Source organism: Rhizobium sp. ZK1 (genome assembly GCF_047782645.1).
Classification (GTDB): domain Bacteria; phylum Pseudomonadota; class Alphaproteobacteria; order Rhizobiales; family Rhizobiaceae; genus Rhizobium.
Map to the genome: position 1 here is coordinate 2,949,530 of NZ_CP180586.1, position 21,128 is coordinate 2,970,657.

21 protein-coding genes are annotated in these 21,128 nt (G+C 60.2%); 11 read left to right on the forward strand and 10 right to left on the reverse strand.

All coding sequences use genetic code 11. The features are described 5' to 3' along the window. The first annotated feature begins 61 nt into the window (after positions 1-61). On the forward strand, positions 62-1,195 hold the full coding sequence (locus tag ACK9YZ_RS15180) for an L-lactate dehydrogenase (protein WP_416064361.1): 1,134 nt from the start codon (positions 62-64) through the stop codon (positions 1,193-1,195). Between the two features lie 2 nt (positions 1,196-1,197). Here ACK9YZ_RS15180 and ACK9YZ_RS15185 read toward each other — a convergent pair whose 3' ends face one another. The 9 genes from ACK9YZ_RS15185 to ACK9YZ_RS15225 form a co-directional block, all read right to left on the reverse strand. After that, complete coding sequence (locus tag ACK9YZ_RS15185) at positions 1,198-1,947, reverse strand: metallophosphoesterase family protein (protein WP_416064362.1); 750 nt, start codon at positions 1,945-1,947, stop codon at positions 1,198-1,200. Between the two features lies 1 nt (position 1,948). Continuing rightward, entirely contained in the window at positions 1,949-2,305 is a 357-nt protein-coding gene (uraH, locus tag ACK9YZ_RS15190; RefSeq protein WP_216755474.1) for a hydroxyisourate hydrolase, read from the reverse strand. After that, a complete protein-coding gene (locus tag ACK9YZ_RS15195) occupies positions 2,302-2,802 on the reverse strand; it encodes an ureidoglycolate lyase (protein WP_416064363.1) in 501 nt (166 codons plus the stop codon). Before ACK9YZ_RS15195 ends, uraH begins: the two co-directional genes overlap by 4 nt. Positions 2,803-2,807: 5 nt before the next feature. Further along, positions 2,808-3,104 (reverse strand): DUF86 domain-containing protein, encoded by a 297-nt coding sequence (locus tag ACK9YZ_RS15200; RefSeq protein WP_416064364.1) that lies wholly within the window; start codon positions 3,102-3,104, stop codon positions 2,808-2,810. 62 nt (positions 3,105-3,166) lie between these two features. Next, positions 3,167-3,460: a nucleotidyltransferase family protein gene (locus ACK9YZ_RS15205; RefSeq protein WP_183731915.1), complete on the reverse strand. Its 294-nt coding sequence runs from the start codon at positions 3,458-3,460 to the stop codon at positions 3,167-3,169. 118 nt (positions 3,461-3,578) lie between these two features. Further along, entirely contained in the window at positions 3,579-4,076 is a 498-nt protein-coding gene (gene uraD, locus ACK9YZ_RS15210; RefSeq protein ID WP_416064365.1) for a 2-oxo-4-hydroxy-4-carboxy-5-ureidoimidazoline decarboxylase, read from the reverse strand. Next, positions 4,076-4,999 carry an allantoinase PuuE gene (gene puuE, locus ACK9YZ_RS15215; RefSeq protein WP_416064366.1) on the reverse strand — a complete coding sequence of 308 codons (924 nt, stop codon included), beginning with the start codon at positions 4,997-4,999 and terminating at the stop codon, positions 4,076-4,078. Before puuE ends, uraD begins: the two co-directional genes overlap by 1 nt. A gap of 98 nt (positions 5,000-5,097) precedes the next feature. Next, complete coding sequence (locus tag ACK9YZ_RS15220; protein ID WP_416064367.1) at positions 5,098-5,805, reverse strand: DUF1045 domain-containing protein; 708 nt, start codon at positions 5,803-5,805, stop codon at positions 5,098-5,100. Positions 5,806-5,920: 115 nt separating this feature from the next. After that, positions 5,921-7,099: an NAD(P)/FAD-dependent oxidoreductase gene (locus tag ACK9YZ_RS15225; RefSeq protein ID WP_416064368.1), complete on the reverse strand. Its 1,179-nt coding sequence runs from the start codon at positions 7,097-7,099 to the stop codon at positions 5,921-5,923. Between ACK9YZ_RS15225 and mnmD the strand changes: the two genes are divergently transcribed. Beyond that, positions 7,098-7,817: a tRNA (5-methylaminomethyl-2-thiouridine)(34)-methyltransferase MnmD gene (mnmD, locus tag ACK9YZ_RS15230; protein ID WP_416064369.1), complete on the forward strand. Its 720-nt coding sequence runs from the start codon at positions 7,098-7,100 to the stop codon at positions 7,815-7,817. The two genes, ACK9YZ_RS15225 and mnmD, sit on opposite strands and share 2 nt — an antisense overlap. A 251-nt stretch (positions 7,818-8,068) precedes the next feature. Beyond that, positions 8,069-8,428 carry a DUF2750 domain-containing protein gene (locus ACK9YZ_RS15235; protein WP_416064370.1) on the forward strand — a complete coding sequence of 120 codons (360 nt, stop codon included), beginning with the start codon at positions 8,069-8,071 and terminating at the stop codon, positions 8,426-8,428. A gap of 31 nt (positions 8,429-8,459) precedes the next feature. Here the strand turns inward: ACK9YZ_RS15235 and ACK9YZ_RS15240 are convergent, their stop codons facing one another. After that, positions 8,460-11,867 (reverse strand): response regulator, encoded by a 3,408-nt coding sequence (locus tag ACK9YZ_RS15240; RefSeq protein WP_416064371.1) that lies wholly within the window; start codon positions 11,865-11,867, stop codon positions 8,460-8,462. 321 nt (positions 11,868-12,188) lie between these two features. Here ACK9YZ_RS15240 and ACK9YZ_RS15245 point away from each other — a divergent pair, with 321 nt between their 5' ends. From ACK9YZ_RS15245 to ACK9YZ_RS15280, 8 genes are all read left to right on the forward strand, one after another. Then, positions 12,189-12,515, forward strand: coding sequence for a hypothetical protein (locus ACK9YZ_RS15245; protein ID WP_416064372.1), 327 nt, complete (start codon positions 12,189-12,191; stop codon positions 12,513-12,515). Between the two features lie 73 nt (positions 12,516-12,588). Continuing rightward, entirely contained in the window at positions 12,589-13,707 is a 1,119-nt protein-coding gene (locus ACK9YZ_RS15250; protein WP_416064373.1) for a DNA alkylation repair protein, read from the forward strand. A gap of 217 nt (positions 13,708-13,924) precedes the next feature. Further along, positions 13,925-15,649 carry a DEAD/DEAH box helicase gene (locus ACK9YZ_RS15255; protein WP_416066750.1) on the forward strand — a complete coding sequence of 575 codons (1,725 nt, stop codon included), beginning with the start codon at positions 13,925-13,927 and terminating at the stop codon, positions 15,647-15,649. Between the two features lie 298 nt (positions 15,650-15,947). Next, positions 15,948-17,357, forward strand: a complete 1,410-nt coding sequence (locus ACK9YZ_RS15260; protein ID WP_216755485.1) for a circularly permuted type 2 ATP-grasp protein — start codon at positions 15,948-15,950, stop codon at positions 17,355-17,357. Beyond that, positions 17,357-18,298 carry an alpha-E domain-containing protein gene (locus ACK9YZ_RS15265; protein ID WP_216755486.1) on the forward strand — a complete coding sequence of 314 codons (942 nt, stop codon included), beginning with the start codon at positions 17,357-17,359 and terminating at the stop codon, positions 18,296-18,298. The genes ACK9YZ_RS15260 and ACK9YZ_RS15265 overlap by 1 nt, the downstream gene beginning before the upstream one ends. Before the next feature lie 12 nt (positions 18,299-18,310). Further along, positions 18,311-19,135 (forward strand): transglutaminase family protein, encoded by an 825-nt coding sequence (locus tag ACK9YZ_RS15270; protein ID WP_416064374.1) that lies wholly within the window; start codon positions 18,311-18,313, stop codon positions 19,133-19,135. Positions 19,136-19,330: 195 nt separating this feature from the next. Then, positions 19,331-20,389 (forward strand): HD domain-containing phosphohydrolase, encoded by a 1,059-nt coding sequence (locus ACK9YZ_RS15275; protein ID WP_216755488.1) that lies wholly within the window; start codon positions 19,331-19,333, stop codon positions 20,387-20,389. Positions 20,390-20,564: 175 nt separating this feature from the next. Next, entirely contained in the window at positions 20,565-21,041 is a 477-nt protein-coding gene (locus ACK9YZ_RS15280) for a cupin domain-containing protein (RefSeq protein WP_416064375.1), read from the forward strand. Positions 21,042-21,128: the final 87 nt, after the last annotated feature.

Consider the following 21,128-nt stretch of genomic DNA (forward strand, 5'->3'; position numbering starts at 1 on the left):
TAGCAAAGCGCCGAAAAAGCGTGGTACATGAGCGAACTGTTCAGATCTGAAGGTTCGCTTCATGGCCAGACCGCTTACCATTGTCGATCTCAAGAAAATGGCTCAGCGTCGTGTGCCGAAGATGTTCTTCGATTATGCGGATTCCGGTGCCTGGACGGAATCGACCTATGCCGCGAACGAAGCCGATTTTCGCGACATCAAGCTGCGCCAGCGCGTGCTGGTCGACATGACCGACCGCACGCTCGAGACGACGATGATTGGCCAGACGGTGTCAATGCCGGTGGCGCTTGCCCCCACCGGTATGACCGGCATGCAGCACGCCGATGGAGAAATGCTCGCAGCCCGCGCGGCGGAAGAATTCGGCGTGCCCTTCACGCTCTCGACCATGAGCATCTGCTCGATCGAGGATGTCGCTTCGGTCACGACCAAACCCTTCTGGTTCCAGCTCTACGTCATGCGGGACCGGGATTTCGTCCTCAATCTCATAAACCGCGCCAAAGCAGCCGGATGCTCCGCTCTGGTGCTGACTGCCGATCTGCAGATTCTCGGCCAACGCCACAAGGACTTGCGAAACGGCCTGTCCGCTCCGCCGAAATTCACGCCGAAACATATCTGGCAAATGGCGACCCGCCCTCTCTGGTGCATGGACATGATGAAGACGAAGCGTCGCAGCTTCGGCAATATTCTGGGCCACGCCAAGGGCGTTACCGACCTCTCGTCGATCTCGACATTTACGCACGAGCAGTTCGACCCGCAGCTTTCCTGGAAGGACGTAGCCTGGGTCAAGGAACAGTGGGGAGGCCCGTTGATCATCAAAGGTATCCTTGACGTCGAGGATGCAAAGCAGGCCATCGATACCGGGGCCGACGCAATTATCGTCTCCAACCACGGTGGCCGTCAGCTCGACGGCGCCCCCTCCTCGATCCGCATGCTGCCTGATATCGTCGACGCCGTCGCCGACCGCATCGAGGTGCATCTGGATGGCGGCATCCGCTCCGGCCAGGATGTGCTAAAAGCCGTGGCACTCGGCGCCCGCGGCACCTATATCGGCCGTCCCTTCCTCTACGGCCTCGGCGCCATGGGCAAGGAGGGCGTCACGCTGGCACTCGAAATCATCCGCAAGGAAATGGACGTCACTATGGCGCTCTGCGGCAAACGCGATATCAAGGATGTGGACTCCTCGATTATTGCCTGATGTCAGCAAGATTGCGGCATCCGGCCAGTCGCGAGCGCGGATGCCCATTCCAGGCGGCCATTGGCTTCTGCCAAGACCGACATGGCCATGTTGTCGTATCGGATATTGCGGAATTGCGCCGTCCATCCGCTGGCCGATTTTTCCAGCACCGCATAACTCGCCATTGCGTGGCCGGTTTCGACCTTGTGCGGATAGGGTTTGTCATCGTCATAGGCGGGACCGCCGACACTGCCGGGATTGACGATAAGACGGCCGCCGGAAAGTGCTGCCATACGGGGAATATGCGTGTGGCCACACAGGATCAACGGGCTTTCGATACCTTCCGCCAGCACTTCGATCTCCGCCTGCGGCCTGAGCACCACGCTGCCGTCGGCAACGGCCATATCCAGCCAGTAGAGGTTATCGTCATGAGGCGTTGCATGGCAGAGATAGATCTCATCCCGGTAGACCAGGTCGACCGGTAGCGACCGCAGCCAATCGAAATGAGCTGCACCAAGCTGCGCATAGGCGGCGGCATCCGAGATATGCATCTCCTCCGGCGGTCCTTCGATCAGATAGCGGTCGTGATTGCCGCGCACGGTCGGAATGGAGAGCGATAGCAGACGATCCGCCACCTTGCCCGCCTCCAGCGGACCGCTGAAACAATCGCCGAGATTGACGATATCTGTAATCCCTTGGGCAGCGATGTCAGCCAACACGGCGTCCAGTGCCGGATAGTTGCCATGGATATCGGCAATAGCGGCAAAACGCATGTCAGCTCCCGCGATAGGTGGAATAGCCATAGGGCGAGATCAGCAGCGGCACATGATAATGCGCCGAGACATCGGCAATGCCGAAGCGGATCGGCACGAGGTCGAGGAAAGCCGGATGCGGCAGAGGCGTCCCGTTTGCCCTGAGGTAATCTCCGGCGTGAAAAAGCAGTTCGTAGGTACCGGCGCGAAAGCTCTCGCCGATCAGGATCGGCCCGCCATCGACACGGCCATCGGCATTGGTCTCTACGGTCTTGATATGGTGACGAAGCTCACCCTCGATGTGAAAGAGATCGATCCGCAACCCCTGTGCCGGCTTGCCGAGTGCAGTATCGAGAACATGGGTGGTCAGTCCGGTCATAGGCCTGGCTCTTTGATGATGAAGGGCTCGTCGAAGAAGAATTCTTCCAGATTGTTGCCTGGACCGTCACGGTCGACAACGAGAAAATCGCTCGGCTCTCCAAGCGCCATCAGCGGATGATGCCAGACATTGCGCCGGTAATTCACGCCCTGGTCGCCGCGGGCGAGGAAGACCCGCGGACGGCCGGGACGGCCATCTTCATCTTCCGAAACGACGACGAGGAAAGGGCGGCCCGAGATCGGCGAGAAGCTCTGACTGCCGAAAGGATGCCGCTCCATCATGCCGAGCTCATAGGGAAAGTCGCGTGGCTGGCCGCGAAAGAGATTGATGATGACGCGAGCGCCCTCGCCCACGGCTTCGGGTGCCGCAAGCGCGTGGAAGCGCTCGGTATTGCCGCCGTTGATATAACGCATGGTTGCGGGATCGGCTTCGATGACCTCACCGAAAGGTACAAAGGCGGATTTGGTAAGGGGGTGGATTTCCAGATATTGGGACATTGGACCTATTCGCCTTGGGCACGCCAGTTGCGGACAAGATCAAGCCGGTCAAGCAGATCAGGCACATCGTCTTTGGCTGTGGCCCAGACCTTCTCCAAATCAATGTCGAAATAGCCATGCGCGATGCGGTTGCGCATGCCGCGCATCGCGCCCCAAGGAAATTCGGGGTGTTCGACGGCGAATTCGGGATGGATCTTCATCAATTGAGCAGCCGTCTCCGACGCCATCAAGAGACTCATCCCGACAGCGCGCTGCAAGACGATATCCTCGAGAAACCGCTGCTTGCTGACATCAGCGATCATTGCGTGGGCCTCGGCCGCGGCTGATCGCATCCGCTCGAGAAGATACGGGATACGACTCTCGCTCATATGGGCTTGGCCTCGGAAAGAACCCGGGTGCGAATCGATTCGGGAAAATCGCCGGGGGTCAGAAGGTGGATCGACGTGCCAAGCATCATCTGCTCCAAAGCATCCTGCAAACCGCCAAGCGTCAGCAATGTGCTGCCGGGCAGCGCGTCCACCAGAATATCCAGATCGCTATCCGGCCGATCCTCGCCACGGGCTACGGAGCCGAAGACACGCGGGTTTGCTGCATTGAAGCGTTTGGTCGCTTCCCGGATCGCCTGCCTGTTCTTTTCCAACACTTCCGACGGTCTCATCGTCGTATCACTCCTGATGCCGCAAATATAAGTGACGCGCTTGAAAGAGGAAAGAACTCACGCCTTCACCTGGCACCAGTGGCAAAGGCTGGCAGGCTGGTATCAGGCGTATCGGTCATCAGGTCCCCGGAAGCATGGATGTCAGGCGCAACAGCGCGATCTTTTCGACCTCAGCTGCAGCAGTCACGAATTCCTCGTCGCTGGTATTGTCGATCCGCTTTTCGAAAGCGGCAAGGATATCGTCCTTGTTCAGCCCCTTCACGGCGATGATGAAGGGAAAGCCGAATTTCTGCGTATAGGCGGAGTTGAGTTCGGTGAAACGCGCGTGCTCCTCAGGGCTCAACCGATCGAGTCCGGCACCTGCCTGCTCCTTTTTGCTGTCTTCAGTCAGCTCACCCGATATCGCCAGCCGCCCGGCAAGATCGGGATGAGCGCGCAGGACGCCAAGGCGTTCCTCCTTGCTCGCGGCACGAAAAATAGCGACGAGTTCCGTGTGCACACGATCCACGGTCAGCTTGTCGCCGACCAAGCCGTCGTCATAGGCCCGTTCTGCAATGAAGGGCGAATGCTCGAAGACACCTCCGAAGCGGGACACAAACTCACTGCGCGAAATCATCAGACCGTTCCCGGCTTATGGTTCGCATGCCAGTGCTTCGCGATTTCGATGCGGCGCGGGATCCAGACCTTGTCGTGCTTCAGCACATATTCCATGAAGCGCTTGAGCGCCGCCGCACGTCCAGGCCGGCCGACGAGACGGCAATGCAGGCCGACGGACATCATCTTCGGGCTGCCTTCCTTGCCCTCTTCATAAAGCGTGTCGAACGCATCCTTGAGGTAGGTGAAGAACTGGTCGCCGGAATTGAAGCCCTGCGGCGTGGCAAACCGCATATCGTTGGTTTCGAGCGTATAGGGGATGATGAGGAAGGGATTTTCGTCGATGCCCTTCACCCAATAGGGAAGATCGTCGGCATAAGAATCGGAGGAATAAAGGAAACCGCCCTCCTCCTGAACCAGCCGCAGCGTATTGTCCGACGGCTTGCCCTGATACATCCCGTAAGGCCGCTCGCCCGTCAGTTCGGTGTGCAGCCGCACCGCTTCCATAATGTGCTTGCGCTCCAAATCTTCCGGAAAATCCTTGTATTCCAGCCAGCGATAGCCGTGGCTGGCAATCTCCCAGCCGGCTTCCTTCATGGCGGCGACGGCTTCCGGGTTGCGGGCCATGGCAAGCGTAACGCCGTAGACGGTCGCCTGCACCTTGAGGTCGGTGAAAAGACGCCAGAGCCGCCAGAAGCCGGCACGGGAGCCGTATTCATAGATCGACTCCATGTTGAGATTGCGCTGGTTCGGCCAGGGCTGCGCGCCGACGATTTCCGACAACAGGTTTTCCGAAGCCGGATCGCCGTCGAGGATGGAGCTCTCGCCACCCTCTTCGTAATTGATGACGAACTGCACGGCGACGCGCGCCTCGCCGGGCCACTTCGGATCGGGCGTCTTGCGCCCGTAACCGATGAGATTGCGCGCATAGGTCTCGGATACCATCAAATCACCTTTTGAAAAGTCGGGTGAAACGGTAGCATCCGTGAGCGGAATGTCGAGGCGTAAAAGTGCGTAACTGGCCTTTTGCCCGAGGCGGCGCCTCAGGCGATCCTGCGGGCGCTCACCTTGCCCATCGGATGCAGCGAGTGCACCCGGAACGGACCGCCGGCACCTTCCTCGATCATCAGCGCGACATTCGAGACCGTCACCGGATCGATAAGCACCGGATCGAAGATCGATCGCAACGCCTGCTCGATGCGCGGCATGTCGACGGCGTTGACTGGACCCGTGACCGGCATATGGAAGCGGAATTCGTCCATCACATAAGGGTTGCCCCAGCGATGCAGATTCGCGAATTGTGCAGCCGAAAGCCCGTCCGGATCGCTGCGCTCGATATCCGCCTCGGAGAGCGGCGCACGGAAACGATCGAACTCCTGAACGATCGCCGAAGCCAAGTAGTGAACCTGGTCGCAGGGCCGGATCGGTGACAGGCTGTAGAAGGTCCCGAGGCGCGCAACTTCCAGACGTGGAATCTGGAAGGGCGAAAGCGTCCCACAGAACCGCATGAGGTCGCGCAAGAGTTGCGATTCGGAAACCTCGGATGAGAGGTGGAAAGGGGCCTTCAACACGCCATGGAACCCGTAGCGCCGCGGCACCGCTGTATGAAAGGCGATCTCATGGATACCGAGGCCGCGGATTGCCGGCGGTTCGACCATTTCGCCTGAAAATACGTTGCGGCCAAGCCAATTGGCCGCCACATGCGAGAGCGGATCGCTCGCTGATGGCGTGAAGCAAATGGCATAGCGCATGCGATTTCCTCCATCTGATGAAATGAGCGCGGATCACTCCCAGCGCTCGCGATGCGCAAGCAGATAGGTGATTTGCATGACAGAATAACGAAGCGGAGCGGCTTCTAATTCACGTTTAACGTGAAGAGACTGCGATGTGGTTTGAAATTGCAAAGCTTTCCGGCAATAAAAAATCCGCGGGTGTATCGCTTGCAATGCATATTGCCGCCTCCGCCAACCGGTGCGCCAGCCCGAAGCTGACCTTGAAACCACCGGTCAGGGCAATGAGATTGTGATTCTCGGGATGCGCGCCGACCATCGGATCGCGGTCGATCGCCTTGGGGCGCAAGCCGGCCCAGCGCTCGATGACAGGCGCAGCGCGCAGCGCGGGAACCATGTCGCGGGCGGCTTCGATGAGCGCGTCAAGCTGCTCGTCCGTGGAAAAGGGATCGGCGAAGTTGTTCTCGCTGGTGCTGCCGACCGCCACATGCCCGCCCTCATGCGCAACGACATAAAGCCCGTCCCGAAAGATGGTCGGCAAGCCAGGATCGATATCGGCAGCAAGCAGCGCCGCCTGCCCTTTTACAGCTTGCCCGAGTGGTTTCTTCAGCCCCGGAGTCAGGTTCTCCAGGAGGGGAAAGGAGCGATAGCCCGCAGCAAGGATGCAGCGCCCGAAGGCGACGGCTCCGCCCTCGATCGAGGCCATTCCGCGTGCCGGATCGAGCCCTGTAATTTCCGTATTCTCCAGCACCCTCACATGGCGTGCCTTGCGCAGAAAGACCGCCAAGGCGGCGGTGAGCAAACGAGGAGCAACGCGAGCGGCAAGCGTGTCATGCACGAAACCACTTTCGCCAGCCGCCGGATCGATCCAGCCGTCACCCGGCGGCCGGTCCAGCACATGCCAGTGGAAACGCCGTTCCCCCGCCTTCCAATGGATCTCCGCATCCGCGGAATGGCCAAGTGCGATCTTGCGCAGATGCGGTTTCGGCAGGGGAATGAGCCGGCCGGAACGCCGGTAGCCGACCGAAAGCCCCGTCGCCGCCTCAATGGCCGCAATCTCCGCTTCCAGGGAGATAAGAGCATCAAACTGAAACTGCTTCTTTGCAGACCAGCGGTCCGGCATATGCGGCATCAAAGCGCCGAGCAGTCCGCCGCTTGCCCCGCTGCCGAGATGGCCGGCATCGACAAGCAGCGTCTCTATGCCGCGACGCTCGGCATGAACGGCTGCCCACAGTCCCATAATGCCGCCACCGACAATGAGGAGATCGATCGATGATTGACCCGAGGCCGGGGCGGGACTATCGGCTTTTTCCATGACAGACATCAATCCCGATCAGATCGGCGCGGGCAAGCCGCAGCCCCTCGAATGGCGCGACGGCGATATGCCTTATTCGACCGCCTTTGGCGACCATTTTTATTGCCAGACCGACGGGCGGCTCGAATGCGGCCACGTCTTCCTCGCCGGAAACGGCCTGCCCGAACGATGGAATGGCCGCTCGACCTTCCTCATCGGCGAACTCGGCTTCGGCACCGGCCTGAATTTTTCAGAGACCTGGCGACAATGGAAGCTTTACCGCCAGCCTGGCCGGCATCTGCATTTCATGTCCTTCGAACTCTATCCGATGCGCCGCGATGAAATCGATCGTGCGCTGGCGCACTGGCCCGAAATCGATGCCGAGCGCCAGGCGTTGGCCGCCCTCTGGCCGGATAGTCCTGAAGGCATCGTCTCGCTCGATCTGGATGAGCAGGCGAGGCTCAGCGTCGTCTGCGGCCGCGCAATCGATGGGGTTTCTGAAGCCGTTCCCGGTTTCGACGCCTGGTATCTCGACGGCTTCGCTCCGTCGCGCAACAGCGATATGTGGTCGGAAGAGCTGATGCGCCTCGTCTGTGAGAAGACTGTTCCCGGCGGCAGTTTTGCCACCTATGCCGCAGCAGGTTTCGTGCGCCGCAATCTCGCGGCCGCCGGTTTCGTCGTCGAGCGGCGCAAGGGCTTTGCCGGCAAGCGGGAAATGCTCTGCGGTTTGAAACTTTAGGCGGCGTGGACAAATTTAAGCCGGCATCGAACAGGGGCGACATGCACCATGCCGAGGAAACTACTGACCAACTGGTCATATCGGGTGGCGATAGCGCGGTTGATCTTGAGGTACCCAGACATCCGCTCGATACGGTTGCGCTGCTTGTAGAGGATCCGGTCATATTCGATCTTCACACGGCGGTTTGATCGGCCGGGGTTTCAAGTTTCGCTCGCTTGCGAAAATGTGAGCTTTCTACTCATTCTTGAAGGATGAGCATTTCCGCGATCAATTCCGCTGCTTTTATCTCCGAGGCGCTGCAAGGTGCCCAAGTCTGGACCATCAAAGATACGGACGGCTTCCCTACCTCGACAAACCCGTCCGGCGAAACCGCAATGCCCTTTTGGTCGTCGGAAAAGAAGGCGATGTCGATAATCGAAACTGTCCCAGCATACCGCGATTTCAAGCCGGAGCCGATTCCGTTGTCGGCATTCATCGAACGATGGCTACCGGGCTTGAAAAAGGATGGCCTCTATTGCGGCCTCAACTGGTCCGGTAAGAGGGCAACGGGATACGATCTGTCTCCGACGGATTTGATGGCTCGACTGGCAGCGGCCCAAGGAAAATTCTAATTTCGCCACTCAGCGAATTTGTCCAAGCCGCCTAGTAGCCGGAACGACCCGGCTGCAATTCACCGCGGCCGAGCCACTGGCGGATCTTGTCTTCCAGAAGTTCTGGGCTGATGGGCTTGGACATGTAATCGTCCATGCCCGCATCGAGGCAGAGTTCGCGGTCGCTTTCCAGCGCATGCGCCGTCACACCGATCACGGGCACGCGGTGCCCCTGCCCCTGTTCCTTCTGGCGGATCATTCTGGTTGCCTGGTGACCGTTCATGACGGGCATCGAGACATCCATCATAATCAGGCGCGGCGTGTACTGCTCCCAGGCCTCCACAGCCTCTTGCCCATTATTGACGACGAGGAAGGAAAGCCCGGTTCCCTGCAGGATCTGCGTGAAGACGATCTGGTTGACCTCGTTGTCTTCGGCCACGAGAACATCGACGAAATCGGCCGCCCGCTTCTTCGGAGCAAGTGTCGCCGCCGACGGTGGTGCGGCCTCCACTTCCTTCTGCAGCCGCATGATCTCGGTCTCGGAAGCTTGTTTGACGCGGCTTGCCCGTACGACCTCGACAACCGTATTGCGCATCACGTTGGCGCGTGCCGGCTTCATCAGATGCGCGTGGCCGTTTAGCGCCGCGAATTCCTTCTCCGTGCCAGAAATATCCATCGAGGTCAGGAAGATGATTGGCAAGTCTACGAAGCGGCTGTCGGCGCGCAGGCGGCGCGCGACCTCGGCGCCGTTCATGTCAGGCATATGATAATCGAGCACGACGGCATCGACCTTGATGCCGAGATCGGCAGCAGCCTCCAGAATGGCAAAGCCGGTGGCGCCACCTTCTGCGGCAACGCCGTCGAAGCCCCAGAGGCTCAGCTGTTCGGTCAGGATCCGGCGATTGACCTCGTTATCGTCGACAACCAGGATGCGCGCACCCTGCACGTTGATCGGCAGCGGCCTCGGCTCGACTCGGGCGGCGGCAACGGCGAAAGGCAGTTTGACGGTGAAGACCGAGCCCTTGCCCCATTCGCTTTCGACATTGATATAGCCGCCGAAGAGATCGACGAGGCCGGCCGTGATTGCGAGGCCCAGGCCCGTGCCTTCATGCCGTCGGGTCGATGAGGAATCGACCTGCGAAAACTTCTCGAAGACCGATTCCACCTTCTCGGTCGGAATGCCGATGCCGGTGTCCTCGATGCGCAGGTTGATCATGACCTCACCGCCTGCAGACGGCTCGAAACCGATATCCACGAAGACGTGCCCGCGCTCGGTGAATTTCACCGCATTGCCGACGAGATTGGTCACGATCTGGCGGAAGCGGCCCGCATCGCCGATGACGGCCGCAGGCAGATCAGGGGCGGCTCGAACCAGCAGTTCGATATTTTTCTCCGCCGCAGGCGAAGACAGCAGCGTCGCGACATCCTCGACAGCCTCCACCAGATCAAAAGCAGATTTGCGCAGTTTCATCTGGCCGGCATCGATCTTCGAGAAATCGAGGATGTCGTTGATGATCGTCAGCAGCGCATTGCCCGACTTGACGATGATGTCGACGAAGGTCTTCTGGCGGGTATCGAGATTGGTCTTGGCAAGCAGTTCCGCCATGCCGAGCACGCCGTTCATCGGCGTGCGGATCTCATGGCTCATATTGGCGAGGAATTCGGACTTGGCGCGGTCGGCGGCCTCCGCACGCGACAAAAGCTGCGTCAGCTCCTCCTCGCGCTGCTTGAGTTCAGTCACATCGGTAAACAGCGCCACCCAGTGCTGGCGCTCGCTGATGGTGGCTTCCATGTTCACCCAGCGCTCACCGCCGACATGGAAGACGGTGGAGATTGGCCGGCGCGCGGCGATATTAGCCCGCCACTCCTCCAGCGTTTCGACTGCCTTGTCGCGGAAATCACCGCGATTGGCGCAGAACTGAAAGAGATCGATCCAGCCTCGGCCCGCCTCAGTCAGCTCCGCCGGAATGCGCAGCACGTCGGCAAGCCCGTCATTGGAAAGCTTGATCACGCCGTCCTGGACGATCGCAAGTCCCTGCGACATGGCATGTGTTGCATCGCGCATCATCTCGCCGAGGCTTTCCAGCGCTGCGCGCGCCTCGTGGATTTCCTGCTCGCGTGCACGTACGGCGGAAATATCGGAATAGGTCAGCAGGATGCGGTTGCTCGAAATGCGCCTGGAATCGAAGATGACCGATTTGCCGGCAGCCCAGTCGAGCTCGATCGGCTCCGGATTGCTTGCCTCGAAAAGCCCTTTGCGAAATGCGTAGATCTCTTCCGGCGTTTGCGTCTCACCGTAACGGCCGAGCTCGTAATTGCGCTTGATGACATCGATGAACGGCCGCCCATCGAAGCGATCGTCGAGCGGCAGTTCCCAGATGCTGTAGAACTCGTCATTGACGTAGAGAATGGTGTGATCGTTATCGAGGATCAGCACGCCGACCGGCAGCGAACGCAGAATGCTCTCGATTTCCTGATGCAGCAGTTCTTCCTGCTCACGCGCCTCGATCAATTCCTTTTCGCGCGCTTTCAGCGGCGTGATGTCGGAGAAGGAACCGACGACGTAACGCTTGCCGTCAGGCGTCACGACCCGGTTGACACGGGAGATAACCTGGAAGATTTCGCCGTCGGTATTCGGCAGGGTGCTCTCGATCTCGGTCAGCACGCCGTTTTCCAGCGCCTGCAGGTTTTCCTGGTAGATCGCCTCGCCTGCCTCCTGCCCGAACATATCGTGCTCGGTCATCCCGAGCGCTTTGGATCGAGCGTAGCCGGTGAAGGTCTCGTAATACTGGTTGGCGTAGACCAGCCGGTGATCCTCGTCGCGCACGAAAGCGGCGACCGGAAGATCCTCCATGATGGTGCGCAGCAGGTCACGCTCCCGCACGCTCTCATGCCAGGCGCTCTCGCCTGTAGATTTGCTGCCGTCTGGCGCATACCTGCTGCCATCTGGCGCAGACCTGCTGCCCCCGCGATAGGCGGCGTTGACGATCAGCGGGCGGCCGTCTTCGGCGAAGATGCCGATCGGATGATCGAGATTTTCCAGCGCCTCGCGGATACGGCCGAGGTCGGCGGCGATCGTATCCGCAACGTCGGGAATCGCACGGCGCGTTTCGCGCGCATCGAAGATGCCGAGCACATAGGCTCGGTCCTGCGAGGGCGAAAAGCTCTCGATCAGCACCCGTTCATGGCTGAGTCCCGCGGCATCGAAGGCGATGGCGCTCTCTTCCGTGCCGAAAACCAGCGCACGGCGTTCGCGGTCCTCACGTTCTTCTTCTTCCGGCCGGTCGAAGAGTTCACGGCTGCGCCGGCCGATGAAATCGGAGATCTCGCGGCCGAAGAAGCGGGCATAGGCCTCGTTGACGGCAACATACCGGAGTTCGCTGTTTTTGACATAGGCCGGGGTATCCAGATCAGCGATCCGGCGGCAGGCCAGCTCCAAGAGTTCCCCGGTAGAAATCAAAAAATCTTCACTCCCGCAATGAATGAAATATCTCTTAGAACAACTATAACGCCAAGGCCTTTAACAAGCTGTTAACCATAAAATTCCGCAGGCAAAAATTCCGAGCCGGCTCGTGAAGGTGGTGGGTCACGGTGACAACAAGGGCTTGCACGGAGCTGACATGGTCAGAAGGTCGCGGGGAACTACCGCCAGCCCAATTCGACACTGACAAGCATGGAGAAAATTTAATCCCGGCGAGGCTTGCGCAACCATCAACGCGCCGCGATCGAGGTGGATTCTGCTCATGGCTTCAATGACAAGCCTACCACGAAAGGATTCGACATGTCCGTTCTTCATAAGACAGTGGCGGCGGGCCTGATTACACTGACATTCGCCGGTGCCTCACTGGCAACGGCCGATACCGCAAACGCCCGGCCGCACGATGCCTTCTGGGGCGGTGTTGCCGGCGGCGTCATCGGCGGCGTTGTAGGTGGGGCGATTGCCTCGCGTCCCGCTTACCCTGGACCCTACGCCTATTATCCACGGCCTTATGCCTATTATCCGGCCTATCCCGCATACCCTGCCTATTACGGTCCGCGCTTCTGCCATCCCGAGTGGCGCTATGACCGTTGGGGCGAGCCCTATCGCATCGAGGTCTGCAGGCGCTGAAGGTCTTACCGGCGCCGCTTGACCTCCCGCCGGCGCCGGGCCATGCATCGCGTGACCCGAGGGAGGATATGCGATGCCCGAACCACTCAAGAACCTTCTGCGTCCGGCGCTCGTGCACGCCATGGCGGAGATCATCGCCGCCGGCGCCCCTTCCTTCGACAGCGACCGGTTCACGGCACTCGCAACCGGCGGCATAGAATCGCTGGAGCTCATGGAGCGTGCTGCACTGATCCGCGACGCGCTTCTTGCGACCCTGCCCGAGGATTTCCCGCAGGCCGCGACAATCCTTCACGCGAGCCTGCCGGCCGCCGGCAAGGTTGGGCTGACCGGCTGGATGCTGCTGCCCGTCAACCAGTTCGTCGCCTCACGTGGCGTCGGCGATTTCGATATCGCACTCGATCTTCTGAAAGCGCTGACGCCGCATTTCACCGCAGAGTTCGGTATCCGCCAGTTCATCCATCAGGATCAACAGCGCGCGCTGGCAACGATCACCCGCTGGGTCGACGATCCCAACCATCATGTGCGGCGGCTGGCGAGCGAAGGCACCCGCCCCCGCCTGCCCTGGGCGATGCGCCTGCCGCAGCTCGTCAGGGATCCATCTCCCATCCTGCCGATCCTCACGGCCCTGATGGACGATCCCGAAGACTATGTCCGCCGCTCCGTCGCAAACAGCCTGAACGACATCGCCAAGCATCATCCCGATCTCGTCGCAACCTTCATTGCCAAACATATCGAAGAGGCTTCCGCCGAACGCCGTTGGCTTCTCAAACACGCCTCCCGGACGCTGCTGAAGAAGGGCCACGCCCAGGCGCTCGCCAATTTCGGCTTCGGCGCGGCATCGGCTCTGGAATGCGAACTGCGATTGCCCAAGCCATCAGTGCTTTTCGGCGAAGGTCTGGATTTCGAAATCCGCCTGCGCAATGCCGGCAAGGCCTCTCAATCCCTGATGATTGACTATGCCATCCATCACGTGAAGGCTGACGGCTCCCTCTCCCCAAAGGTCTTCAAATGGAAAACCGTGACGCTTGCAGCCGGTGAAGAACATGTCGTCCAGCGTCGCCACGCAATGCGGCCGATCACGACACGGCGCTACTATCCCGGCGAACATCGCATCGTCATTCTCATCAACGGTACCGAGGCGGCCTCGGGAAATTTCCTCCTTTCCATGCCCTCAGAGGTCATTGTCGGCTGATCCCCTTGACTTTCAGTGGGAAATAGACCACATGGCACTCAGCTTTCACCTTCCGGCCGCCGCGTGAGCGTGCCACTGCAACAGATGCTGAAGAAGGATAGAGCGCATTCCGATGATGCCGCGACCCAAGTGCGGCAAGACGCGCTGGAAAGCTTTTTCCAACTTACAAGTTCCCATTTCACGCGGGGTTCTTGACGCCAGATTGACACCGGACCGCATTCGGCGATCCGGCGTTTTCGTTTGGCGCGCCCTAAAAGGTTATGACTTGACCAATTTTGAATCGCTCGGTGTCTCCAAGCCGGTCGTCGCCACCCTGTTCCAGCTCGGCATCGAAACGCCGACCCCTATCCAGGAACAGGCCATCCCGCTTCTCATCCAGGGCCGTGACTTGATCGGCCTTGCCCAAACCGGCACCGGCAAGACGGCCGCCTTCGGCCTTCCGCTCATCGAGCGCCTGCTCAAGGAAGAGAGGCGTCCCGACAACCGCTCGGTCCGCACGCTGATCCTAGCGCCGACCCGCGAACTGGTGAACCAGATCGCCGACAGTCTCAGGAAGTTCATCCGCAAATCGCCGCTGCGCATCAACGTCGTCGTCGGCGGCGTCTCCATCAACAAGCAGCAGCTTCAGCTCGAGCGCGGCTCCGACATCCTCGTCGCCACCCCCGGCCGCCTGCTCGATCTCTGCAACCGCAACGCCATTACGCTGACGGCCGTGCGCTACCTCGTGCTCGACGAAGCCGACCAGATGCTCGACCTCGGCTTCGTGCATGACCTGCGCAAGATCGCCAAGATGGTGCCGAAGCGCCGACAGACCATGCTTTTCTCGGCCACCATGCCGAAGGCGATTGCCGATCTCGCCGGCGATTATCTCACCGATCCGGTTACGGTCCAAGTGACGCCTCCGGGCAAGGCTGCCGACAAGGTCGAGCAGTATGTGCACTTCGTTCCCGGCAAGAACGACAAGACGGTTCTCTTGAAGAAGTCGCTGACCGAAAACCCTGATGGCCGCGCCATCGTCTTCCTGCGCACCAAGCACGGCGCTGAAAAGCTCGCCAAGCATCTGGAGCAGGTCGGCTATTCCGTCGCCTCCATCCATGGCAACAAGAGCCAGGGCCAGCGCGAACGCGCGCTAAAGGGCTTCCGCGACGGCGCCATCAAGACGCTGATCGCAACCGACGTCGCCGCCCGCGGCATCGATATCCCTGCCGTCAGCCACGTCTTCAACTACGACCTGCCGGAAGTGGCTGAGGCCTACGTTCACCGCATCGGCCGCACGGCCCGTGCTGGCCGCGATGGGATCGCAATTGCCTTCTGCGCACCCGACGAAGCTCGCCTGCTGCGCGACATCGAAAAGCTGATGGGCATCGACATTGCCGTTGCCAGCGGCGAACCGCCGGCTGACATGCGTGCCGCTCCCCGTGCCAACAATCGCGGCCGCGGCCAGAACCAGCAGCGCGGCCAGGGTGGCCGTGGTGAAGGTGGCGAGCGTCGCGAAGGTGGCCGTCGTGAAGGCGGACGCAGCGAAACCCGCAATAGCGGCGGCCGTCCCACCGGCCATGGTGACCGCCGTCCGCGTAACGATGGCGACGTTACTGAAGTGCGCGCCGGCGAAGAGCGCCGCGCCCGCCCTCAGCACAAGAACAACCGCAATCAGGATTTCCGCGGACAGCGTCGCAACGAGCAGGCACCTGCTGTCGGCCCGGACAATGATCTGGTTTCGACCTCGGATTTCCGCCCCGCACGCAAGCCGCAGCAGCAGCGTTCGGCTCAGCCGGGTGAGGCTGCCGGCCATCATCGCGGCAACAAGCCACATGCCCATGGCCGCCCGGCACGCAACCACGGCGACCACCAGCCGAATGGCGAACAGCGCCGTGACGGCAATGGCGGCATGCGCCGCAAGGGCGGCCGCAATGGCGGCGGCCAGCGCAGCGAACGCGCTTGAGCTCGAGATATCACGAGGGGCCGGAGCGATCCGGCCCTTCCTTTTGACCGCTCGCTTTGTGATCGGCACGGACAGAGCTTGATCCGTCAGCCGGGCAGGAAATAATCACCTGCTCATCTTTTGTGCGCCATACCAGGATCGACATGAATCCGCGTCGCGCCGACTCCTGATAAATGCCCAGTTTTTCACCCGTTTTTGCATTGCAGAAGATTTTATGAATCTTCCATGCGAACTGTGCATGGTTCTTGCATTGCCCTTTGTGTTGTATTCAAATGAACAAAAAAGGGGAGCCACACCTTTGGCATTTGATGAAATGATCACCGGAGACGAAAGTCCCCGAGCGCCATATGAAAAATACTTTGAGTGGTACAACAGCCAAGACCGGGCGCACCTGATTTCAAAGTCCCGCGATGCCGAAAACATCTTCCGGAAAACCGGCATCACTTTTGCGGTTTACGGCCACGCCGACAGTTCCGAAAAGCTCATCCCCTTCGACATCATCCCGCGCATCATCTCCGCCCGCGAATGGCGCAAGCTCGCTCAGGGCATCGAGCAGCGGGTGATCGCGCTCAACGCCTTCCTCGACGACATCTATCACAAGCAGGAAATCATCCGCGCCGGCCGCATCCCGCGCGAGCTGATCGAGAAGAACGTTGCATTCCTGCCCGAGATGATCGGCTTCCGTCCGCCGGGCGGTGTCTACACTCATATCGTCGGCACGGATATCGTGCGCACCGGCGAGGACCAGTTCTACGTGCTGGAGGATAATGCCCGCACGCCCTCGGGCGTCAGCTACATGCTGGAAAACCGGGAAACCATGATGCAGATGTTCCCGGAGCTCTTCCACGAGAACAAGGTGCAGCGCGTCGAGGACTATCCCTATCTGCTGCGCCAGAGCCTGGCATCGCTCGCTCCCCCCGGCTGCAAGGGCAAGCCGCGTGTCGCGGTCCTGACGCCCGGTATCTATAATTCCGCCTATTACGAACATTCCTTCCTCGCCGACATGATGGGTGTCGAACTGGTCGAAGGCTCGGATCTGCGCGTCATCGACGGCAAGGTGAAGATGCGCACGACGCGCGGCTACGAGGCGATCGACGTACTCTACCGCCGCGTTGACGACGATTTTCTCGACCCCCTCACCTTCCGCCCGGAATCGGCCCTCGGCATTCCCGGCATCATGGATGTCTACCGCTCCGGCAACATCACCATCGCCAATGCGCCCGGCACCGGTATTTCCGACGACAAGGCGATCTATTCCTACATGCCCGAAATCGTTGAGTTCTATACCGGCCGCAAGCCGATCCTAGAAAACGTGCCTACCTGGCGCTGTTCGGAAGCCGGCAGCCTGAAATATGTGCTGGAGCACTTGGAAGAACTCGTCGTCAAGGAAGTGCATGGCTCCGGCGGCTACGGCATGCTCGTCGGCCCGACCGCTTCCAAGAAGGAACGCGCCGATTTCGCCGAGAAGCTGAAGGCAAAGCCCAGCAACTACATTGCCCAGCCGACGCTGTCGCTCTCCACCGTGCCGATCCTCGTCAACAAGGGTATCGCACCCCGCCATGTCGACCTGCGCCCCTATGTGCTGGTTTCCGACAAGGTGCAAATCATTCCGGGCGGGCTTACCCGCGTGGCGCTGAAGCAGGGCTCGCTGGTCGTCAATTCCAGCCAGGGCGGCGGCACCAAAGACACCTGGGTATTGGAGGACTGATGCTCGGAAGAACTGCAAACGGGCTCTACTGGATGTTCCGGTACATCGAGCGCGCTGAGAATATTGCACGCCTCGTGGATGCCGGCCTGCGCATGTCGCTGACACGCAGTGACGCCGGTGATGACAATTGGGACGGCGTTCTGCAGAGCGCCGGCGTGCGCGAACTCTATGATGAGAGCCATTCGAAGCTGACCGGACCCGACGTGATCGACTACATGCTGCGCGACCGCCAGAACGCGTCGAGCGTCATGTCCTGCATCGATTTCGGCCGCAACAATGCCCGCATGGTGCGCACGGCACTGACACGCGAGACCTGGGAAGCGACCAACGAATGCTGGATCGATCTCAAAGAGCTTTTGTCGAAAAAGCTGAAGGCGGCGGAGCTTCCTGAAGTCATCGACGTCATCAAGCATCGGGCGGGCCTGATCCGCGGCGCGTTTCATGGTTCGATGCTGCGCAACGAACTCTATAATTTCGCCCGCATCGGCACCTTCATCGAGCGTGCCGATAATACCAGCCGTATCCTCGACGTGAAATATTACGTGCTGCTGCCGTCGATCTCGCAGGTCGGCTCTTCGGTCGACAACGTTCAGTGGGAGTCGATCCTGCGCTCGGTCTCCGCCCATCGTTCCTATAGCTGGGCCTATGACGGCGAATACCGCGCCATGAACATCGCCGACTTCCTCATCCTGAACGGCCAGATGCCGCGTTCGCTCGCCTATTGCTACGAGAAGATCGTCAGCAACCTCGGCTACATCGCCAAGGACTATGGCGAGCGGCTCGCCGCGCACGAAACGGCGGATGCTATCCGTGCCACGCTGCAGACCCTGAAGATCAAGGATGTCATGGATCAGGGCCTGCATGAATTCCTCGAGGATTTCGTCGCGCGCAACAACAAGCTCGGCAACGAGATCTCTGATGGCTACCGGTTCTATGCTTAAGCGGGTCAGATCATGAGACTGAAAATCAGCCACCTCACCGAATACCGCTACGACGAGCCGGCGCAGTTTTCCCTGCAGCGCCTGCGCCTGACGCCGCCGACCATGATCGGACAGACCGTGATCAACTGGTCGCTGCATGTCGAAGGCGCCAGGCCCGAGGTCGAATATGACGACCAGTTCGGCAATCATGTGAACCTCGTCTCGCTGGAAGGCGAACAACAGGAGACCCGCATCGTTGCCGAAGGCGAGATCGAAACCGAGGATCGCAACGGCGTGATCGGTCCCCATACCGGCTTCTGCCCGCTCTGGCTCTTCCTGCGCGAGACGCCGCTGACCAAAAGCGGCAAGCTGGTGAAGGAACTGATCAAAGGCGTGACCGGTGAAACCGAGCTTGCCCGCATGCATGCACTGATGGCGGCGATCCACGAGGCGGTGGAATACCGGCCCGGCACCAGCGGCACCGAAACCACTGCCGAACAGGCGCTGGAGAAGAAGACCGGCGTCTGCCAGGACCACGCCCATATCTTCGTCTCCGCCGCTCGCGCACTGGATATGCCGGCGCGCTACGTCTCCGGCTATCTGATGATGGAAGAAAAGGTCGAGCAGGCCGCCACCCATGCCTGGGCAGAGACGCATATTCCAGGTCTCGGCTGGGTCGGCTTCGATCCCGCCAATAAGATCTGCCCGGATGACCGCTATGTCCGCACAGCCTCCGGTCTTTCTTACAAGGATGCAGCTCCGGTATCGGGCATGCGCATCGGCACACCTGGTGAGAAGCTGTCGGTCACGGTGAAGGTCGAGGACGGCAGCCAGATGCAAAGCCAAAGCCAGAGCTGACAAAACAGACTGATTTGCTTTGACCGTCCCGCCTGTTGAAACACGCAAAAATTGCCGTTGCAACCAATTCGCTACTTTGAACTAACCCGATGTTAAACCGGCTGGCGGAAGCTGTGTGCTCGTGGCTCGCAATTTCGTGGGCACCGGTACAGTGCGCGCCGGCCTGTTTAATTCAGCGTTTTCAGTAGGTCGTTTATGTCTCTTCTTATTATCGACGACAGCAAATCCAGCCTGCTTGCTCTCGAAACCGCCGTCCGTCGCTTCGCCAGCTGCCATATCGAGAGCTTCACCAATCCGCTGGAGGCCCTGGAGCGGACGAAGTCAGTTGAATTCGACGTCGTACTGGTCGACTACATGATGCCCGAGATCAACGGCATCGACGTTGTCCGCTGCCTGCGCGGCCAGCGCGGCTACGAGACGGTCCCTGTCGTGATGGTCACCTCCCAGACGGAGCGCTCCGTGCGCCTGGACGCCCTGGAGGCAGGCGCTACCGACTTCTTGGCGAAGCCCTTCGACCCGCTGGAGCTCGAGGCTCGAATTCTCAATCTCCTGACATTGCGCAACGCCCAGCTTGCGCTCGCCGACCGCGCCCGCTCGCTGGATAAGGCTTTTCGTCGCGCCAGCGAAGAGGCCGATATCCGCGAACAGGAGATCATCTGGTGCCTGGCGCAGGCGATGGCCTCGCGCGACGGCAATACCGGTGATCACATCGAGCGCGTTGCGAATATCGCCGAGCTGATCGCCGAAGGCCTCGGCATGGACCGCATCCAGCGCCGCAACATCTATCTCGCCGCACCGCTGCACGATATCGGCAAGATCGGCATTCCCGACGCCATCCTGCAGAAGCCCGGCAAGCTGGAGCCCGATGAGATCGAGAAGATGCGCGAGCATGTGCCGATCGGCGTCGCAATCCTGCGCAACAGCTCAGCTGAGCTTTCACGTGTCGCCACCGCCATCATTGGCGGCCATCACGAAAAATGGGATGGCACCGGCTATCCGCAGGGCCTTGCCGGCGATGAGATCCCGATCGAGGCACGTATCGTCGCCGTCGCCGACGTCTTCGACGCGCTGTGCTCCGAGCGCCCCTACAAGCAGGCTTGGCCGATGGAAAAGGCTTACCGCGAAATCATCGCCTGCAGCGGCACGCATTTCGACCCGGCCTGCGTGGCGGCCTTCCGTCGCAATTGGCCGGCAATCCGCATGCTCTTCGATCAGACCGGGGCGGAAGACGTTCGGCTTCGCTCCAGGGGTTGATACCCGGTTGGGTTAGTATTTTTCTCCCATAATACAACTTAGCATCATCATCTGACTGCCGTATTGTGCTAGAATTGCGCTGCAGGCCTGACAACTCTGGAGCGCTCTGTGTTCATTCGGACGCACAAAGGACGGTCTGGCACTTTGGATCGACGCTTTTGTGGGGGGACGTGCTATGTCATCAATCCAGACCGATACCTATTATTTGTTTGGCGTTCTCTGGCGCTTCATCGCCCGCAATCACGACACCGGCGGCACCTTCAGCCTCATCGAGGCAACCACTGCGCCGGGCGCCGGCGCTCCCCCCAACAAACATCCCGCAGACGATGAATCCTTCTATGTGCTCGAAGGGAAATACGAGTTTCTGATCCAGGGCGAAAAACGTGTCGCGACGCCAGGTACCTTCGTCAAGGTGCCCAGGGGTACCGTTCACGCCTTCACGAATATCGATGACAAGCCGTCGCGCATGCTGATCATCAACACACCCGGCTTCGTGCATGATGCATTCTTCTCTCAGGCCGGCGAGCCGATGCCGCCTGGCACGCGTGAACTGCCGCCGCCGAGCAATGAGCCGCCCGACATCCAGCGCGTGATCGATGCCGGCCGGCGCAATGGCGTCGAATTCCTGCTGCCGAAGGGCATGAGCCACTAAAAGCATGTCGCGCAAAACTGTACCGCAGTTTTGCGTCCAAAATTGCGTAAGAAAAAGAAAAGGCGGGCCAAGCCCGCCTCTCCCATA

Coding starts and splice junctions, on each gene's coding strand:
- ACK9YZ_RS15265 (WP_216755486.1), top strand. CDS start 17,357: ATGCTCGGAAGAACTGCAAACGGGCTCTACTGGATGTTCCGGTACATC.
- ACK9YZ_RS15245 (WP_416064372.1), top strand. CDS start 12,189: ATGTCCGTTCTTCATAAGACAGTGGCGGCGGGCCTGATTACACTGACA.
- ACK9YZ_RS15270 (WP_416064374.1), top strand. CDS start 18,311: ATGAGACTGAAAATCAGCCACCTCACCGAATACCGCTACGACGAGCCG.
- ACK9YZ_RS15250 (WP_416064373.1), top strand. CDS start 12,589: ATGCCCGAACCACTCAAGAACCTTCTGCGTCCGGCGCTCGTGCACGCC.
- ACK9YZ_RS15280 (WP_416064375.1), top strand. CDS start 20,565: ATGTCATCAATCCAGACCGATACCTATTATTTGTTTGGCGTTCTCTGG.
- puuE (WP_416064366.1), bottom strand. CDS start 4,999: ATGGTATCCGAGACCTATGCGCGCAATCTCATCGGTTACGGGCGCAAG.
- uraD (WP_416064365.1), bottom strand. CDS start 4,076: ATGATTTCGCGCAGTGAGTTTGTGTCCCGCTTCGGAGGTGTCTTCGAG.
- ACK9YZ_RS15235 (WP_416064370.1), top strand. CDS start 8,069: ATGAGCATTTCCGCGATCAATTCCGCTGCTTTTATCTCCGAGGCGCTG.
- ACK9YZ_RS15200 (WP_416064364.1), bottom strand. CDS start 3,104: ATGATCGCTGATGTCAGCAAGCAGCGGTTTCTCGAGGATATCGTCTTG.
- ACK9YZ_RS15275 (WP_216755488.1), top strand. CDS start 19,331: ATGTCTCTTCTTATTATCGACGACAGCAAATCCAGCCTGCTTGCTCTC.
- ACK9YZ_RS15220 (WP_416064367.1), bottom strand. CDS start 5,805: ATGCGCTATGCCATTTGCTTCACGCCATCAGCGAGCGATCCGCTCTCG.
- ACK9YZ_RS15225 (WP_416064368.1), bottom strand. CDS start 7,099: ATGGAAAAAGCCGATAGTCCCGCCCCGGCCTCGGGTCAATCATCGATC.
- ACK9YZ_RS15195 (WP_416064363.1), bottom strand. CDS start 2,802: ATGTCCCAATATCTGGAAATCCACCCCCTTACCAAATCCGCCTTTGTA.
- ACK9YZ_RS15180 (WP_416064361.1), top strand. CDS start 62: ATGGCCAGACCGCTTACCATTGTCGATCTCAAGAAAATGGCTCAGCGT.
- mnmD (WP_416064369.1), top strand. CDS start 7,098: ATGACAGACATCAATCCCGATCAGATCGGCGCGGGCAAGCCGCAGCCC.
- ACK9YZ_RS15185 (WP_416064362.1), bottom strand. CDS start 1,947: ATGCGTTTTGCCGCTATTGCCGATATCCATGGCAACTATCCGGCACTG.
- ACK9YZ_RS15205 (WP_183731915.1), bottom strand. CDS start 3,460: ATGAGACCGTCGGAAGTGTTGGAAAAGAACAGGCAGGCGATCCGGGAA.
- uraH (WP_216755474.1), bottom strand. CDS start 2,305: ATGACCGGACTGACCACCCATGTTCTCGATACTGCACTCGGCAAGCCG.